Raw genomic sequence first — 16,475 nt, forward strand, 5'->3', positions numbered from 1 at the left:
GATTTAGAAAATATAACGTAAACCAATTTGAGCTTGCCATCTTGATAATAATGAAGATGAGTAACCAAAAGTTGTTTGTTGATTTTCATCAAAAGTATAAACTGGGTCACCAGCATTATCAAAACTAACACCAATTGGTTGTACACTGTTTGGTTGCTGAATTAAACCCCATTTAGAATTTAATAGGTTACCAAAGTTTAAAATATCTAAACTAAACTGAACAGTATTTGTTTTACCATTACCAACGTTTATGTTTAAATCTTGTAATAATTTGATATCCCATTTTCCTCTCCAAGGTGCTAAGGCTCCGTATCTTTCTGCATATTCTCCTCTTCTACCGTTTAAGTAATCATCTTGCTGAATATAGTTTTCGAAAGCAGTTGCTTGTCCTGCTCCAGAAAATTGCATTTGTGTAACTTCACTAGTTGTTGGAATGTAAATTAAATCGTTTCCGGCTGCACCGTCTCCGTTAATATCTCCACCATATGTGTAGTTAAATCTTCCACCTTGTGCATATTCAAAAAATGCAGATAAAGTAGTAGACCATTTGTCATTTCCGTAAGTCCACTTTTTACTAGCGACACCAACTATACGATGTGTATCACCATATTTAGAATAACTTAACTGCTCGTCATTTACATTATTTAATGCTGGATTAAATGCAAATGCATCACCTGTAATTTCTGCTTCGATAGAGTTTACATCTTTAGCATTTAAATAATTATAAGCAATAGTTGTATACAAACCATTATCAAAAGTTTTTTGAGCTTTAAAAGAAGCATTCCAGATTCTACCTTTGTTTGAATTTGTTAAAGTATATGCGTTTGCATTTCCTAAGAAAGATGTTGCATGATCTCCTGCTAAATAAACAGGTCTATTATCTACACCACTTAAAGTACCAGAAGGTGTTTTTAATCCCCAATTTTGCACATGAACACCGTTAATGTCTTTCGTGTAAGAAACATCTGTGGTTAAAACTACTCCGTTTTCTAAACGTTTATCAATACCAATATTTGTTCTCCAAACTTGTGGAAATTTAAAATCTGGATCTACAACTTGATAAAAGAATACATCAGAACCACTTACTTGGTTTCCAATCCATACAAACGGTAAACGTCCTGTAAATAATCCTGTTCCACCTCTAATTTGTAAACTAGAATCTCCTTTAGCATCCCAGTTAAAACCAACTCTTGGCGAAATTAACCATTGGTTAGACGGCATTTCTGTAGAATCAAATACGTAAGGATTTCCTGTCTCTGGATCTGTATATTCTATTCCTGGAACAAACCATTCTGAATTTTCTGTATCTATAAATTTTTGAGCTAATTCTGATGTATTAAAGAATAAAGGTTTATCAAATCTTATACCGTATGTAAGTTTAAAATTGTTATTAACTTCCCATTCATCTTGAACATAAAAAGCTAATTGACCAAAATTCATTTCAGCTAAATTCCATCCACCATCTACTCCTTCACCTAAATTATTTTTAGTATTAAAAGTAGTCTGAGCATTTGCTAATGCATTCGCGTAATTATTTGCATCAAAATTATTAATATCAACATTTCCAAAAACATCAAAACCATAACCTTTTAAGTTAAACGAGTTTTTAAACATAAATTTTTCGAAAGAGAAACCAACTGTATAAGTATGATCCCCTTGAAAAAAGTTCATATTATTTGTTAATTGAAATACTTTTTGATCTAATCTATTGTTAATTGAAAAAGGTTCATGACCAGCTATAATATATGGTGACCCATTTTTATAGATATTAATTACTGGTGCTGGAGCAGAAAAAGGATCTCTTGAATCTTCAAAATGAGAATATCCTAATTGTAACTTATTTGTAGTATTCTCTGTTAAATTAGAATTCAATTCAAATTGAAAAGAATTTAATTTATTATTAATTCTATATCCTGAGTTTTGAAATTGTAAAGTGTTAAAATCTGGTCCACGTCTGTTAATTGCAGTTGGATGCGCAGGTTTATCTTTAGATGCATTTAAGAAATTATAAATAAAAGCAACTCTATTGTTTTCATTCACATTCCAATCTAATTTAAAAATACCTTTTGTAGATTCTGTGTCGTGTGTAAAACCTTCGTAACTACCAGTATCATAACCAATACCTGCAAGAGCATTTTTAACATTGATTAAATCTTGCTCTAAAACTCTAGATTCATTTATTAAACCAGAACCTCTATTTGGTAACCAATTTTGTCCTAAATCTACACGTTCATCTTTTTCAAAATTTGCAAAAAAGAATAATTTATTTTTTACTATTGGTCCACCAATACTAACTCCGTATTGATTTTGAGTTAATTCTGGCACAAAAATATCTTGACCATTAACTTTACTACCCGTTAAATCTTCATTTCTATAAAAACCATAAACAGTACCTGTAAATTCGTTTGTACCACTTTTAGTTACTGCATTTACAGAAGCCCCTGTAAAACCAGATAATGTTACATCGTAAGGCGCTGTTGATACAGAAACCTGATCAATTGCATCTAAAGAAATTGGTTGTGCACCTGTTTGTCCTCCTGGAGTTGGCGCATCTAATCCGAATGGATTGTTAAAAATTGCTCCGTCTAAAGAGAAGTTATTAAACTGATCATTTCTACCACCAAAAGAATTTCCACTAGCTGAAGGCTCTAAACGTGTAAAATCTGCAGTAGATCTAGAAATTGTAGGTAATGTTTTTAATTGCATAGCAGAAACACTTGTTTGTGCACCCGTTCTATCGCTATTAAAAGTTTTGTTTTTTGATGAAGAAATTACTATTTCATCTAATGATTGCCCTTCTTCTGCTAACTTACCATCGATGTTAGTAGTTTTTCCAAGTAGTAAAAATACGTCATTAACTTCTTGAGTTTTAAATCCTAAATAACTAAATGTTATTTTGTAAGGACCACCTACTCTTAAATTTAATACAGTATACCTACCATTGTCTTGAGCGGTTGTACCAGTTAAAGTTCCTGTTGGTACATGTAGTACCGAAATGGATGCACCAAATAATGGTTCTCCTGTAACATCTGTTACAATTCCTTTAATCTTTGATGAAGTAACCTGAGCGTTTACGCTAATTACTGCAAATAAAAATAAAGAAAGCACTAAAATAAATTTTTGCTTCATTTTGTATAATTTGAGTTTACATCTCAAAAATAAAACAAATAAAAAGCATCTACTTGTAAAGTAGATGCTTTTTTTTAACAATATGTTAACATTTTAGTTACTCTGCTACTACTTCAAAAGTAATATCAGCAACAACTGCTCTGTGTAATCTTACAGCAGCTTCGTATTTTCCTAATCTTTTAACATTACCACCAGTAACTTTGATAAACTTCTTATCAATATCTGTACCAGCTTTAGCTAATGCTGCAGCTAAATCTATGTTGTTTACAGAACCAAATAATTTGTCTCCAGATCCAACTTTAGATGCAATCTTAATTTCATATCCTTTAATTGTTTCTGCAATTGCATTTGCATCTTCAACTAATTTAGCTTCTTTAAAAGCTCTTTGTTTTAAATTCTCTGCTAAAACTTTCTTTGCAGATGAAGTAGCTAAAACTGCTTGTCCTGTAGGGATTAAAAAGTTTCTACCGTAACCGTTTTTCACAGATACAACATCATCTTTAAATCCTAAATTTTCTACGTCTTGTCTTAATATCAATTCCATGTCTCTACTTCTTTATTATTTTAACAAATCTCCAACGTAAGGCATTAACGCTAAATGACGCGCTCTTTTTATTGCTTGTGCAACTTTACGTTGATACTTTAATGAAGTTCCTGTTAAACGTCTTGGTAAAATTTTACCTTGTTCGTTTACTAAATACATTAAGAAATCTGCATCTTTATAATCGATATACTTGATACCTTTCTTTTTAAATCTACAGTATTTTGCTTCTTTTTTTGTATCTATATCTAATGGCGTTAAATATCTAACGTCAGCAGATTTACCACCTTTTGCTTGTTGTTCTATTGATGCCATTTCTTATTTTTTACTAGATTTAACACGTTCAGTTCTAACTTTTGCCCAAGCTGCAGCATGTTTGTCTAATTTAACAGAAAGGTAACGCATAACGCTATCATCTCTTCTAAATTCTAACTCAAATGCAGCAATTTCTTCTCCAGCTACTTTGTACTCGAATAAGTGATAAAAACCACTTTTCTTTTTTTGGATTGGATACGCTAATTTTTTTAAGCCCCAATCTTCTTTAGAAATCATTTCGGCACCTCTAGAAACCAAATAGTCATTAAACTTTTGTACTGTTTCCTTTATCTGAGTATCAGATAAAACGGGATTCAAAATGAAAACAGTTTCGTAATGATTCATAAATTAAATATTTATTGTTTATTTTTAAGGGTGCAAATATAGTAACTTTTTAATTATTAGCACTAATAATATTGAAATGTTTATTTACCAGCTTTTTTTAAGATAATTTTAAAGATTAAAAGCTTCGTTTATTTCTTTATAAACAACGTCTCCTTTTACAATACTTAATCCTTTAGATAAGTTTTGATCTTCTTCGCATGCTTTTTCCCAACCTTTATTGGCTAGGTTTAGAACAAATGGTAAAGTTACGTTTGTTAATGCCATTGTAGATGTATAAGGCACAGCACCTGGCATATTTGCAACACAGTAATGTACAACATCATCAATAATATATGTAGGATCTTCATGTGTTGTAGCTTTTGTAGTTTCAAAACAACCACCTTGATCTACAGCAACGTCTACAATAACGGTACCTGGTCTCATTTCTTTTAGCATATCTTTGGTAATTAATTTAGGCGCTTTACCTCCTTTAACTAAAACACCACCAACAATTAAATCATGCGTTTTAATTAATTGTCTAATACTATATTCACTAGAAAAAGCGGTAGTAACATGATTAGGTAATACATCATTTACGTAACGTAGTCTTTTCATGTTGATATCCATAATGGTTACATGAGCACCTAATCCTGCAGCCATTTTGGCAGCTTGCACACCAACAACTCCTGCACCTAAAATTAAAACTTTTCCAGGTTTTACTCCCGGAACTCCTCCTAATAAAATACCACGTCCTTTAATTGGTTTTTCTAAATATTTAGCACCTTGTTGTATTGCCATTCTTCCGGCAACTTCAGACATTGGTGTTAAAAGTGGTAATGTACCGTCATTATCTTCTACAGTTTCATAAGCTATACAAATCGCTTTGCTTTTGATCATAGCAAGTGTTAAGGGTTCGCTAGATGCAAAATGAAAATAAGTAAATACTATTTGGTCTTCTTTAATTAAAGGATATTCTGATGCAATTGGTTCTTTTACCTTTACAATCATTTCACTTTTACTGTAAACTTCTTCTATGGTTTTTAGAACTGTAGCGCCAACTTCTAGATAATCTTTATCAAAAAAACCACTTCCTTCTCCTGCTGTAGATTGCACAAAAACTGAATGATTTCTTTTTGTAAGTTCAAAAACACCTGCAGGTGTCATACCTACTCTACTTTCGTTGTTCTTAATTTCTTTAGGAATTCCAACTATCATTTTGCTTAATTTAGATATTTTAAGCGAGTAAATTTAGTTTGATTTTTTTTGATATTTGAAACAAAATTTGATATTGTATAATTTTTATGAGATTACTAATTAAGGCTCTTAATAATTAAATTTTAATAATTAATCTTTAATAATTCTCTAAATCAATAAAAAAGTCAGCTCAAATGAGCTGACTTTTTTATTATCAATTATAATTTTTATGATTTCTTAGTTTAAATCTAAACGAAGTCCCATAGAAATATTTCTTGTTTCAGTGTCTTTAAATAAAGGATTTAAATCGTATTTTAAATACAAACTTGTAGATTTATAACCAACATAAGCACTTAATCCGTAGTTTACTGTATTCATGTTATAATTGTTAAACTGAATTTCTTGCACTTTAACATTTCTATCATCTTCATATTCTAAGTATTGTCTGGTGCCTAATTTAACACCAACAAAACCACCTAAACCTGCTCTTAAACCTCTGTTTGTTCTATCGTAAACAAAACCATCTTTATACTTTTTGTTTTTAGAAAAATCCCATTCGAAATGCATAGGAATATTCATTTGAACATGTCGTAGCCTACTTTCGATTAAATTATTAGGAAATACTACAATATCTGTTCTATCTCCGTTTTTAATATGAGATTGATTGTTATCTAACCTTAAGTTATTCCAAAGAAAAGAAAGACCATATTTAAAGTATACTTGCGAAGCTTCTTTTGTTAATCTTGTTTTCCATGTAAAACCAATTTCATAAAAATGAGATTGCCAAAATTTATATTCAGAATCGCTTAAAGAACTAAATTTATGATCTTCTAACACATTGTTTACACCTAAAGCAAATACAAATTGGCTTGTTGTTCTTCTATTATTTTTTCCGTCTCTTCGCCATCTTCTCTCTTTTCTTTCTTTATCTAGATCATTCTCGTCATTAAAATCTTTGGTGTTTATTGAAAAACGAAAAGTTTTGTTACCTACTTTAAAAGTGTTTACATCTTCTTCATTTAAATCACTATCGTCTGCACTAATAATTTTTCCATTTGTTTTTTCTTGAACAAGTACCTGTAATAATTGTTCTTGTTTACTAACTTGTTCTTCTATTTGTTTAGCATGATACTTAGCAACATCTTTCTTTAAATTATCTGCTGTTTCTTTTATAATTTCTCCTTTTTCTAATCTTTTATCAATTGCAATTACTTTTGCTTTTAAAGAATCTTTTTGATTTTTTGTAATTTCTTCTATCTTTTTTGATATTTTTCTTACTTCTTTTTCAAAAGTTCTTTTTTCTTGACCAAATGCTGTTATCGACAACATTAAGAGGAATATGATTGTAATTTTTTTCATTATAAATTGTTTTATCAGGTTTGTTTTTTGTTATTTAATTGTTTCGGCTTGCAATTGCAGTAGCAATGTTAGATATTTTTTTCTTTAAAGATTTTAAGAAATTATTTTCAAAAACATCATCATTAATACTTCGCTCTACTTCTGCTAATATAGTTTCTGGATTCACTTTTAAATCAGATTTTATGAGCTCAGATTTAATCGCTTTTAAAAGTTCTTCTTCACTAATATTATTATTTGCGTAATACGCTTCTACTTTTTTACTTTTTGTAGATACAGATTTCAACAAATCATCTGCATTTACGGTAATACTAAATTTATCTTTGTTTAAATCAAAACTAGGGTTTACTTCATTTTTTGCAACTACATTAGTTGTTGTTCTTGTTGTTTTATCTACTAATAATTTCTCTAACTTTTTGTTTTTATTATTAGATTGAGCAACTTTAGTACTTTTACTTGTAATAACACGTTTGTTATTATCAATCTTTTTGGTTTTTTCTTCTATTGACTGTTCGGTTTTTACAATTGCTTTTTCTACAGGAACTTCATTAAAATGTTCTTCTATATTTTTAATAATATTTACAGTATCTAGAGCTTCTTCAACGATAATTGTATCGTTTTTAATGATGATGTCTTCATCAGAAAAAATAAAAAATCCTATCGAAATTATTACGATAATACTTGCAGCATAACCTATATAAAAAAACCAACCTTTCTTTTTTTGCTTTGGTTCTTCATCTAATTTTGTAGATAAACGTTCCCAAGCCGAAACCGATGGTTCTAAAGTTCTATTTGCAAACTTTTCTTTTACGCTATTGTCTAACTTATTTGTTTTCATGAATTACTTTATTCATTTTTTTATAATTTTCTTGCAATAATTTACGTGCTTTAAATAATTGCGATTTTGATGTGTTTTCTGAAATATCTAATTTTTTTGCAATTTCAGAGTGTTTATATCCTTCGATAGCAAATAAATTAAATACCATTTTATAACCTTCTGGTAATTTGTCTATTAATTTCTGAATATCTTCTACCGAAGTATTTTCTAAACTTTCTGTTGCTGCATCGTTAAACACAAAATCTTCATCAGATACATCTACAAGGTTCTTTTTTCTAAGATAAGAGATGCACGTATTCACCATTATTCTTCGAATCCAACCTTCAAAACTACCTTCGTGTTTAAATTTATATAAGTTGGTAAAAACTTTTAAAAAACCTTGCAACATTAAGTCTTCTGCATGATGCATATCTTTTACGTATTGCCTACAAACACCCAACATTTTAGGAGAATGTTGCTCGAACAATTGTTTTTGCGCTTCTCTGTTGTTATCAATCGCTTTTTTAATTAACGATTTTTGTTTGTTATGCAATGTTATAATTTTCAAGCCTCTTTTTTCTGTTTTAACTGCCTTACAAATATATAGACTACAAATCTTTTAAAATGGTTGCCTAAAAAAATATAATTATTTAATTATATTAGCTAAAGTTATCAAAATCAGTAGTAAAATATGAGTAATTCTAGAAGAAAATTTATTAAAAACAGTGTTTTATTAGGTGCAAGTATCCCTTTAATAAGTAGTGGTTTGCTCGCTTGTAGTTCTGCTGATAAAAATAAATTATCAATATTAATTCTAGGCGGAACAAGTTTTTTAGGTCCACATCAAATTAAATATGCTTTAGAAAGAGGTCACAAAGTTTCTATCTTTACAAGAGGAAAAACAAAACCAAACGTAAATAAAGAAGTTTTTGATAAAGTTGAACATTTAATTGGTGATAGAGAGAATAATTTATCTGCTTTAGAAAACAAAAAGTGGGATATTGTTATTGATAATTCTGGTAAAAAAGCTAAATGGACTCAAAAAACAGCTCAATTATTAAAAGATAATTGTGGTGTTTATGTGTATACATCATCTACAGGAGTTTATTTCCCTTATAAAACTGCAGATATTAAAGAAGAGCAAAAAGTTCTTTTAAAAGAACCCGAAGTTATTGAAGACGAAATGCTAAAAATGGAATATTGGTATGGAGTTATGAAAGCTAATTCTGAACAAGAAACAATAAAAGTTTTTGGTAAAGAGCGTTCTATAATTGTAAGACCAACTTATATGTTTGGTCCTGGTGATAAAACAGATAGATTTATGCATTGGCCTGTTCGATTGGCAAAAGGTGGTGAAATTTTAGTTCCTGGTAAAACAGATGATCCTGTACAATATATTGATGTGAGAGATGTTGCAGAGTTTACAATTCGTTTAGCCGAACAAAAATCTGCAGGAACTTACAATGTTGTTGGTCCTTCTGATAAAGAAACCATGCTAGATTTTGTTACCAAAACTCAGCATACTTTTAATGCGGAATCTACAATAGTACAAATTGATGATTATGATTTTCTTAAAAAACATAACGTATTATCTTTAGTGCCATGGATTCCTGTTGATGAATACAATTATGGTTCTGCAAGAGTTAGTAATACTTTAGCTATAAAAAATGGTTTGACATTTAGAGACACAAAAACATCTATAAAAGAAACGCACAATTGGTGGTATTCTGATAATTTAACGGATGAAAGACGTGCAAAATTTGAGCAAAAAGAAGATTCTGTTTTAGTTAAAGAAAAAGAAATTATTGCTGATTGGAAAAATATATCAAAATTATAATTTCAAAGAAATCTTACTCTTTTCTAATTCTTTATCAAACAATTCTTTGGTGATTTCTGTTTTATAAAAAGGCACCATTTGTTTTAATTTTTCTTTTCCTTCGGATGAATTCATCAATTCTGGAAATGCTTTTTCGATAACTTCTAACATGATAGAAGTTGCTGTTGATGCTCCTGGTGAAGCACCTAACAAACACGTAATACTTCCATCTTTACTAGAAATTACTTCTGTGCCAAATTGTAATTTTCCGCCTTCAAATTCATCCTTTTTAATAATTTGAACCCTCTGACCTGCTTTTACAACTTCCCAATCTTCATCTTTGGCATCTTTTACAAACTTTCGTAAAGAATCCATTCTGTCTTCTTTACTCATTAAAACTTGCTCTATTAAATATTGAGTTAATGGTAAATTGTGCCAAAAAGCACCAAACATAGAAGGAATATTATCAAACTGAATAGACTTAAACAAATCTAAATGAGAACCTTCTTTTAAAAACTTCGGACTAAAACCAGCAAAAGGACCAAACATTAATTGACGTTTTCCATCAATAAAACGCGTATCTAAATGTGGTGTAGACATTGGTGGATCTCCAATTCCTGCTTTAGAATATACTTTTGCATTGTGTTGCTTAATAATTTCTTCATTTTTACAAACCAACCATTCTCCACTTACAGGAAAACCTCCATAACCTTCCTTCTCGTCAATTTCTACTTTTTGTAGTAATAATAAACTGCCGCCTCCTGCTCCAATAAAAACATGTTCTGCTTCTAATTGATGTATTTTTTTTGTTTTTAAATTCTTTATTTCTACAGTCCAATCTAAATCTGTATCAGGATCAATATCTAATACTTCCATATTACAATGCACTGGTGTATCAAATTCTTTTTCTAAAATTGAAAATAGTTTCTCTGTTAAAACTCCGTAATTCATTTCTGTTCCTCTATCAATTCTTGAGGCTGCCATTACTTCACTTTCATCTCTATTTTCTGTAATTAAAGGAAACCATTCCTTCATCTTTTCTTTTTCCCTTGTAAATTCAATAGAATCGAACATAAAATGTTCTTTAAAAGCTTTGAATCTTTTTTCTAAATAATCTGCATTATCCTTACCTAAAACCCAACTATGATGTTTAACTGAAGCAATAAATTCTTCTGGATTTTCTAAGAAACCTTCTTTAGTTAAAAAAGACCAAAATTGTTTTGAAGTTTCGTATTGCGAACAAATATCGATGGCCTTTTTTATAGAGATTGATCCGTCTTTATTTTCTGGACAATAATTTAATTCACACAAAGCAGAATGACCAGTACCTGCATTATTCCATGCAGCAGAACTTTCTTGAGCAACTTTGTCTAACCTTTCTAAAATTAAAATTTCTTTCGTAGGATCTAAAAGTTTAGTAATTAAAGCCAAAGTAGCACTCATAATTCCGCCACCAACACATATTAAATCGTATTCTTTTTTTAATTTCATAAAGTATTTTTTTTAGAATTTACATATTTTAAATTACTAATAAGCATCAACATCTATAATAAACCGAATAGGTCTAAAATCTTTTACAGCTTCAAAGGTATTTCTAATTTTTGTAATCTGATTTTTAGTATTTACCAAACTTTGTTTCGGCGGAATCTTTATTACAATATTTTTAATGTATTGATTTCTTATTCTTGAAACTGCCGGTGCCGTTGGTCCTAAAACATTTTCGCCAAATGAAGTGTACAATGCTTTAAAAAGCCAGTTAACACCAGAATCTACTTTGTTATAATCTTTATGTTTTAGCGTAATTTTTATAAGTCTGTAATACGGCGGATATTTATATTGCCAACGTTCTTGTAATTGTTCTTTATACATTTCTGTATAACTTGTAGTAGAAACTTGTTGTAATATTTGGTGATAAGGATTGTAAGTTTGAATAGCTACATTTCCTTGTTTTTTACTTCTACCTGCTCTACCAGAAACTTGCACCATCATATCGTAAGCACGCTCATGTGCTCTAAAGTCTGGGAAATTTAACATAGTATCTGCATTTAAAATTCCTACTAAAGAAACGTTTTCAAAATCTAACCCTTTAGAAAGCATTTGTGTACCAACTAATATATCTATTTCTTTTGCTTCAAAAGCGCCTATTATTTTTTGATAACCGTATTTACCACGTGTTGTGTCTAAATCCATTCTACCAATTTTATAGTCTGGAAATAGTTCTTTCAATTCTATTTCAATTTGTTCTGTACCAAAACCTTTTGTGTCTAAAGTGTTACTACCGCAAGCACCACAACTATTTGGCATTGCTCTTTGGTAATTACAATAATGACATCTTAACTCGTGTTTGAATTTATGATATGTTAAAGTAACATCGCAATTTGGACATTCTGGTGAAACACCACAAGTTTTACATTCTACAACTGGCGAATAACCTCTTCTATTTTGAAATAAAATAACTTGTTCTTTCTCTTCTAAAGCTTCTTTTATTAATAAAAGCATTCTATCAGAAAAGTGCCCAGTCATTTCTTTTTTCTTATGCTTTGTCTTAACGTCTATAAGCTCTATTTTTGGCAATTGCACATTACCATGGCGTCTATTTAAAGAAACAAAACCATATTTATTTTGAGTAGCATTAAAATAAGATTCTAAAGATGGTGTTGCAGAACCTAAGAGTATTTTAGCCTTATGTAGTTTAGCTAAAACAATAGCTGCATCTCTTGCATTGTATCTTGGTGAAGGCTCGAATTGTTTATAAGAAGTTTCGTGTTCTTCATCTACTACAATCAATCCTAAATTAGAAAAAGGTAAAAAAACAGAGGATCTAGCACCTAAAACGATTCTTGCTTTAGGCTTATTATTTAAAACATTATTCCATACTTCTACTCTTTCGTTTATAGAATATTTAGAATGAAATACAGAAATTTGTTCGCCAAAATAAAATTGCAAACGCGTTATAATTTGTGTTGTCAATGCAATTTCTGGTAATAAAAATAAAACCTGTTTGCCTTGATCTAAAACTTCTTGAATTAGCTTTGTATAAACTTCTGTTTTACCAGAACTTGTAACACCATGTAAAAGTGTAACATCTTTAACTTTAAAAGTTTCTTTTATTTCTAAAAGTGCTTTCGATTGGAACTCATTTAATACTTTTAAATCGTTTGTATCTCCTTTAAACTGAACTCTATCAGTTTGAATGTGATAAAACTCAAAGATATTTTTATCTACTAAAGATTTTAATATTGATGAAGAAACATTTGCAGACGTTTCTAAATCTTTAGATTTTATAGGTTTTTTTGATGTCGCTAATTGAAAGAAGGTTAAAACAGCTTCTCGTTGTTTTTTTGCTCTAGATAAATCTTCTAATAATTTGTTTAGAGCAGTATCTGAATTATATGCAGAGTTTAATCGTACATATTTTACTAATTTTGGTTTGTATTGCTCGTAAATTTCTTCTTTAACATAAATTGCAGATTTTTTTATTAAAGAATTTACAATTGGCATTACCTTCTTTTTACCAAGAATAGCAACTACTTGATGTATTGTTAATTGAGATTGATGATGGAGCGCTTCGAAAATTAAAAACTCATCATCTGCTAAAATAGTATCGTCTGTAAAAGCCTCGTTTTTAAAAAGTATTGTTTCACTTTCTAATAAAAAAGCCGATGGTAACGATGCTCTATATACATCGCCCAAAGAGCATATGTAATAATTAGCAATCCACTGCCAATGTTGCAATTGTAACTCATTTACAATTGGTGTTTCATCTAATATCTGATGAATTTCTTTAGCTTCATATAATGTTGGTGCATTGTTATGAATATTAAATACCAAACCTGTATACATTTTGGATTTACCAAAAGATACCGCTACTCGTATACCTTTTTGTAAAAAATTGGCTTCATCTTCTGTAACCAAATAAGTAAATGTCTTCTGAATAGGAATTGGTAAAATAACGTCTATAAAATGCATAGAATCTAGAATTCGCTAATTATAATTTAATTATTACTATAGCATCAAAACTAATAAAAAATAGAACTAAAATAAGAAAGCAATTCCTTTTTTTAATTCTAAATTTTACTGTTTAATATGTTTAGCCCTGATTGTAGCGTTTGTTTGAGCTCTTTTTGAGTTACGAAAAAAAGCGAGTGCGAAAAGCAGGAAATAGCTTCTAAAAATTAATCTTCAGAAGTGTCTTCTTGTTTACGTTCTTTAAATTTACGGGTTCCTTCGTACAATTCGTATTTCACAAATTTACAATCTAAATCTCCGTTTTTAAGAGCAATTCTCTTAGAGGTTCTTAAACCTACACATTTTAGAGCATCTGTATCTGATGTGATTAACCAAGCCGTAGAACCAGGATAATTGTGTTTTAAAGTGTCACCAATTTTTTTGTAAAACTCTTCTGTATCGATGTTTAATCTTTCGCCATATGGCGGATTGAATAGAATTGTTGTGTTACCAAAAACTTCTTTTGTTGAATTAAAAAAGTTCACATGATGTACACCTATAAACTCATCTAAATTTGCACTTTCTATATTTGCTTTTGCTTTTTGAACTGCAGATGGCGCTTTATCGAAGCCCATTATTTTAAAGTGAGAACTTCTTATTTTCTTTAACAATGCATCTTGAATGGTAAAGTACAAATCTTCATCATAATCTTTCCAATGCTCAAAAGCAAAGAGTTTTCTGTTAATATTTGCAGGAATATTATTGGCAATCATTGCTGCTTCTATTAAAATTGTACCAGAACCACACATTGGATCAATAAAGTTTTCATCACCTGTATAACCAGATAATAACACCATTCCGGCTGCTAAAACTTCATTAATTGGTGCAATGTTAGTAGCGGTTCTATAACCTCTTTTATGTAAAGAATCTCCGGATGAATCTAAAGAAACCGTTAACCAATCTTTCTGAATGTGAACGTGTACTTTAACATCTGGGTATTTTAAATCTACATTTGGTCTTTTGTGATATTTATGACGAAAATAATCTGCAATTGCATCTTTAGATTTTAAAGAGATATAATGAGAGTTCGATGTAAAATTTTTAGAATTTACTACAGCACCAATTGCAAAAGTACCATCGGCATCTAAATAGTTTTCCCATTTTATTTTTTGAATAGCTTCATATAAATCTTCTTCATCATAAATTTTACAAGTTTTTATTGGCTTTAAAATTCTAACAGCCGTTCTTAGAGCGATATTAGCTTTGTACATAAAACCTGTATCTCCTCTAAAAGAAACACTTCTTACTGCTTCTTTAACATCTTGTGCTCCTAATTTTTTAAGTTCGTCTGCCAACACACCTTCTAAACCAAAAAGTGTTGTTGCTGTCATTTTAAAATCTCTATTCATACTTGTAAAATTGTATGCAAAAATACATTTAATTGTTAGAATGATGTTATTAGAATACGGAAGTTTTAAATTAATAATTAAATTATACAATAGACTATTAAGCTTTTAATATTAATTTAAAATACTTTGTTAAAATTTCATTTTACAGAATGTAAGTTTTAGTTACTTTTACAGACTCAAAGCACTTATGAAAACAAAAGATTGGTTTACAGATTGGTTTAATACAAAGTATTACCACATTCTTTACAAGGATAGAAATAACTCTGAAGCACAACTATTTATTAAAAATATTACTACTTATTTAAACATTGATAAGAAAAGTACTGTTTTAGATATGCCCTGTGGTAAAGGAAGGCATTCTGTATATTTAAATTCTTTAGGTTATAATGTAACCGGAGCAGATTTATCTGAAAACAGTATTAAGTACGCAAAAAAGTTCGAAAATGATACGTTAAGTTTTAAAGTACACGATATGCGTGTTAATTTAGACGATACATATAACGCTATTTTTAATCTTTTTACAAGTTTTGGCTATTTTGATGATGATAAACAAGACATTTTAATTCTAAAAAACATTAAAAGTGCGTTAACTAAAAATGGCCTTTTTGTTTTTGATTTTTTAAACGCAAATAAAGTGAAAGCCAATTTAGTTACACAGGAAACTAAAACAGTAGAAGGTATTACTTTTGATATTAAAAGAGAAATCGTTAACGGGTTTATCTTAAAACATATTTCTTTTGTTGCTGATGGTAAAAATCACGCATATACAGAAAGAGTAAAATTTTTAGATTTAGAAAAAATGACTTCTTATCTAGACGCTGTTGGTTTTACAATTATTGAAGCTTTTGGTGATTATAATTTAAATAATTTTGATGCTAATAATTCTAATAGATTAATTATTGTAGCTAAATGATAAATATCTTATTAATATCTTCTGTTTTAATTGGTTCTTTATTAGTTTTTGTAATAAAACCAAGTACCAATATAGTTCGATTATTGTTAGCTTTTAGTGGTTCTTACTTGCTTTCTGTAACTATATTACATTTGTTGCCAGAGGTTTATGAAACGACTACTGATCCTAAAAAAATTGGAATTATTATTCTTTTTGGTATAATTTTACAATCGATTTTAGAATCTTTTTCTAAAGGAGCAGAACATGGTCATATTCACATTCATACAGACGGCAAAAAGTTTCCCACCTTATTATTTTTAAGTTTATGTTTACATGCATTTTCCGAAGGTTTGCCTATAAATCATTCTGATGATAATTTGTTATGGGCAATTGTAGTGCATAAAGTACCAATTGCCATTGTACTTACTACCTTTTTAGTAAATACAAAGTACAGTAAAAAAACTATTTTTGGGTTTCTTTTTTTCTTCGGATTAATGAGTCCGTTAGGAGTTTTAATAGGAAATAAAATAGGTTTTTTCACAGATTATTATGCGGAAATTATCGCTTTAATAATCGGAATTTTCTTACACATTTCAACTATTATTCTATTTGAAAGTTCGGAAAATCATAAATTTAATATACAAAAGTTTACAGCAATTCTTTTAGGAATCTTACTTACTATTTTTACGCTATAAAAAAAGCCTATTTCAAAGAAATTGATTCTTAAAAATAGA

General features: G+C 29.5%; 14 protein-coding genes. 3 read left to right on the forward strand and 11 right to left on the reverse strand.

Features of this window, described 5'->3' with window-relative positions; translation table 11 throughout:
• Positions 1 to 3: 3 nt before the first annotated feature.
• The 8 genes from B5464_RS13950 to B5464_RS13985 all read right to left on the reverse strand — a co-directional run bounded on the left by B5464_RS13950 (position 4) and on the right by B5464_RS13985 (position 8,244).
• Positions 4 to 3,129, reverse strand: a complete 3,126-nt coding sequence (locus tag B5464_RS13950) for a carboxypeptidase regulatory-like domain-containing protein (RefSeq protein WP_079738882.1) — start codon at positions 3,127 to 3,129, stop codon at positions 4 to 6.
• 97 nt (positions 3,130 to 3,226) lie between these two features.
• A complete protein-coding gene (gene rplI, locus B5464_RS13955) occupies positions 3,227 to 3,673 on the reverse strand; it encodes a 50S ribosomal protein L9 (protein WP_079738883.1) in 447 nt (148 codons plus the stop codon).
• A gap of 15 nt (positions 3,674 to 3,688) precedes the next feature.
• The gene (gene rpsR, locus B5464_RS13960; RefSeq protein WP_077809345.1) at positions 3,689 to 3,985 is read right to left on the reverse strand and encodes a 30S ribosomal protein S18; all 297 of its coding nucleotides are present in this window, start codon (positions 3,983 to 3,985) and stop codon (positions 3,689 to 3,691) included.
• Positions 3,986 to 3,988: 3 nt separating this feature from the next.
• Positions 3,989 to 4,330 carry a 30S ribosomal protein S6 gene (gene rpsF, locus B5464_RS13965; RefSeq protein ID WP_077809346.1) on the reverse strand — a complete coding sequence of 114 codons (342 nt, stop codon included), beginning with the start codon at positions 4,328 to 4,330 and terminating at the stop codon, positions 3,989 to 3,991.
• 108 nt (positions 4,331 to 4,438) lie between these two features.
• Positions 4,439 to 5,524, reverse strand: coding sequence for an alanine dehydrogenase (ald, locus tag B5464_RS13970; protein WP_079738884.1), 1,086 nt, complete (start codon positions 5,522 to 5,524; stop codon positions 4,439 to 4,441).
• Positions 5,525 to 5,740: 216 nt separating this feature from the next.
• Positions 5,741 to 6,862: a hypothetical protein gene (locus tag B5464_RS13975; protein WP_154066981.1), complete on the reverse strand. Its 1,122-nt coding sequence runs from the start codon at positions 6,860 to 6,862 to the stop codon at positions 5,741 to 5,743.
• A 34-nt stretch (positions 6,863 to 6,896) separates the two neighbouring features.
• Complete coding sequence (locus B5464_RS13980; protein ID WP_079738886.1) at positions 6,897 to 7,697, reverse strand: hypothetical protein; 801 nt, start codon at positions 7,695 to 7,697, stop codon at positions 6,897 to 6,899.
• On the reverse strand, positions 7,684 to 8,244 hold the full coding sequence (locus tag B5464_RS13985) for an RNA polymerase sigma factor (protein WP_079738887.1): 561 nt from the start codon (positions 8,242 to 8,244) through the stop codon (positions 7,684 to 7,686). Before B5464_RS13985 ends, B5464_RS13980 begins: the two co-directional genes overlap by 14 nt.
• A gap of 123 nt (positions 8,245 to 8,367) precedes the next feature.
• On the opposite strand from B5464_RS13985, the gene B5464_RS13990 reads away from it, so the two are divergent.
• Positions 8,368 to 9,513 carry an NAD-dependent epimerase/dehydratase family protein gene (locus B5464_RS13990; protein WP_079738888.1) on the forward strand — a complete coding sequence of 382 codons (1,146 nt, stop codon included), beginning with the start codon at positions 8,368 to 8,370 and terminating at the stop codon, positions 9,511 to 9,513.
• Here the strand turns inward: B5464_RS13990 and mqo are convergent.
• From mqo to B5464_RS14005, 3 genes are all read right to left on the reverse strand, one after another.
• On the reverse strand, positions 9,508 to 10,983 hold the full coding sequence (gene mqo / locus B5464_RS13995) for a malate dehydrogenase (quinone) (protein ID WP_079738889.1): 1,476 nt from the start codon (positions 10,981 to 10,983) through the stop codon (positions 9,508 to 9,510). The two genes, B5464_RS13990 and mqo, sit on opposite strands and share 6 nt — an antisense overlap.
• Positions 10,984 to 11,019: 36 nt before the next feature.
• Positions 11,020 to 13,461: a primosomal protein N' gene (priA, locus tag B5464_RS14000; protein ID WP_079738890.1), complete on the reverse strand. Its 2,442-nt coding sequence runs from the start codon at positions 13,459 to 13,461 to the stop codon at positions 11,020 to 11,022.
• Between the two features lie 206 nt (positions 13,462 to 13,667).
• Positions 13,668 to 14,849, reverse strand: a complete 1,182-nt coding sequence (locus B5464_RS14005) for a class I SAM-dependent RNA methyltransferase (protein ID WP_079738891.1) — start codon at positions 14,847 to 14,849, stop codon at positions 13,668 to 13,670.
• 187 nt (positions 14,850 to 15,036) lie between these two features.
• On the opposite strand from B5464_RS14005, the gene B5464_RS14010 reads away from it, so the two are divergent.
• Both B5464_RS14010 and B5464_RS14015 read left to right on the forward strand, forming a co-directional pair.
• On the forward strand, positions 15,037 to 15,762 hold the full coding sequence (locus B5464_RS14010) for a class I SAM-dependent methyltransferase (protein WP_079738892.1): 726 nt from the start codon (positions 15,037 to 15,039) through the stop codon (positions 15,760 to 15,762).
• Positions 15,759 to 16,436 (forward strand): ZIP family metal transporter, encoded by a 678-nt coding sequence (locus B5464_RS14015; protein ID WP_079738893.1) that lies wholly within the window; start codon positions 15,759 to 15,761, stop codon positions 16,434 to 16,436. Before B5464_RS14010 ends, B5464_RS14015 begins: the two co-directional genes overlap by 4 nt.
• Positions 16,437 to 16,475 lie beyond the last annotated feature (39 nt).

This window comes from Polaribacter sp. KT 15 (assembly GCF_900143115.1).
Classification (GTDB): Bacteria; Bacteroidota; Bacteroidia; order Flavobacteriales; family Flavobacteriaceae; genus Polaribacter; species Polaribacter marinaquae.

Excerpts from the sequence above, each read along its gene's own strand:
- B5464_RS14005 (WP_079738891.1), bottom strand. The coding sequence starts at position 14,849 with ATGAATAGAGATTTTAAAATGACAGCAACAACACTTTTTGGTTTAGAA.
- B5464_RS14010 (WP_079738892.1), top strand. The coding sequence starts at position 15,037 with ATGAAAACAAAAGATTGGTTTACAGATTGGTTTAATACAAAGTATTAC.
- B5464_RS13950 (WP_079738882.1), bottom strand. The coding sequence starts at position 3,129 with ATGAAGCAAAAATTTATTTTAGTGCTTTCTTTATTTTTATTTGCAGTA.
- mqo (WP_079738889.1), bottom strand. The coding sequence starts at position 10,983 with ATGAAATTAAAAAAAGAATACGATTTAATATGTGTTGGTGGCGGAATT.
- priA (WP_079738890.1), bottom strand. The coding sequence starts at position 13,461 with ATGCATTTTATAGACGTTATTTTACCAATTCCTATTCAGAAGACATTT.
- B5464_RS13980 (WP_079738886.1), bottom strand. The coding sequence starts at position 7,697 with ATGAAAACAAATAAGTTAGACAATAGCGTAAAAGAAAAGTTTGCAAAT.
- rpsF (WP_077809346.1), bottom strand. The coding sequence starts at position 4,330 with ATGAATCATTACGAAACTGTTTTCATTTTGAATCCCGTTTTATCTGAT.
- B5464_RS14015 (WP_079738893.1), top strand. The coding sequence starts at position 15,759 with ATGATAAATATCTTATTAATATCTTCTGTTTTAATTGGTTCTTTATTA.
- B5464_RS13975 (WP_154066981.1), bottom strand. The coding sequence starts at position 6,862 with ATGAAAAAAATTACAATCATATTCCTCTTAATGTTGTCGATAACAGCA.
- rpsR (WP_077809345.1), bottom strand. The coding sequence starts at position 3,985 with ATGGCATCAATAGAACAACAAGCAAAAGGTGGTAAATCTGCTGACGTT.
- rplI (WP_079738883.1), bottom strand. The coding sequence starts at position 3,673 with ATGGAATTGATATTAAGACAAGACGTAGAAAATTTAGGATTTAAAGAT.
- ald (WP_079738884.1), bottom strand. The coding sequence starts at position 5,524 with ATGATAGTTGGAATTCCTAAAGAAATTAAGAACAACGAAAGTAGAGTA.
- B5464_RS13990 (WP_079738888.1), top strand. The coding sequence starts at position 8,368 with ATGAGTAATTCTAGAAGAAAATTTATTAAAAACAGTGTTTTATTAGGT.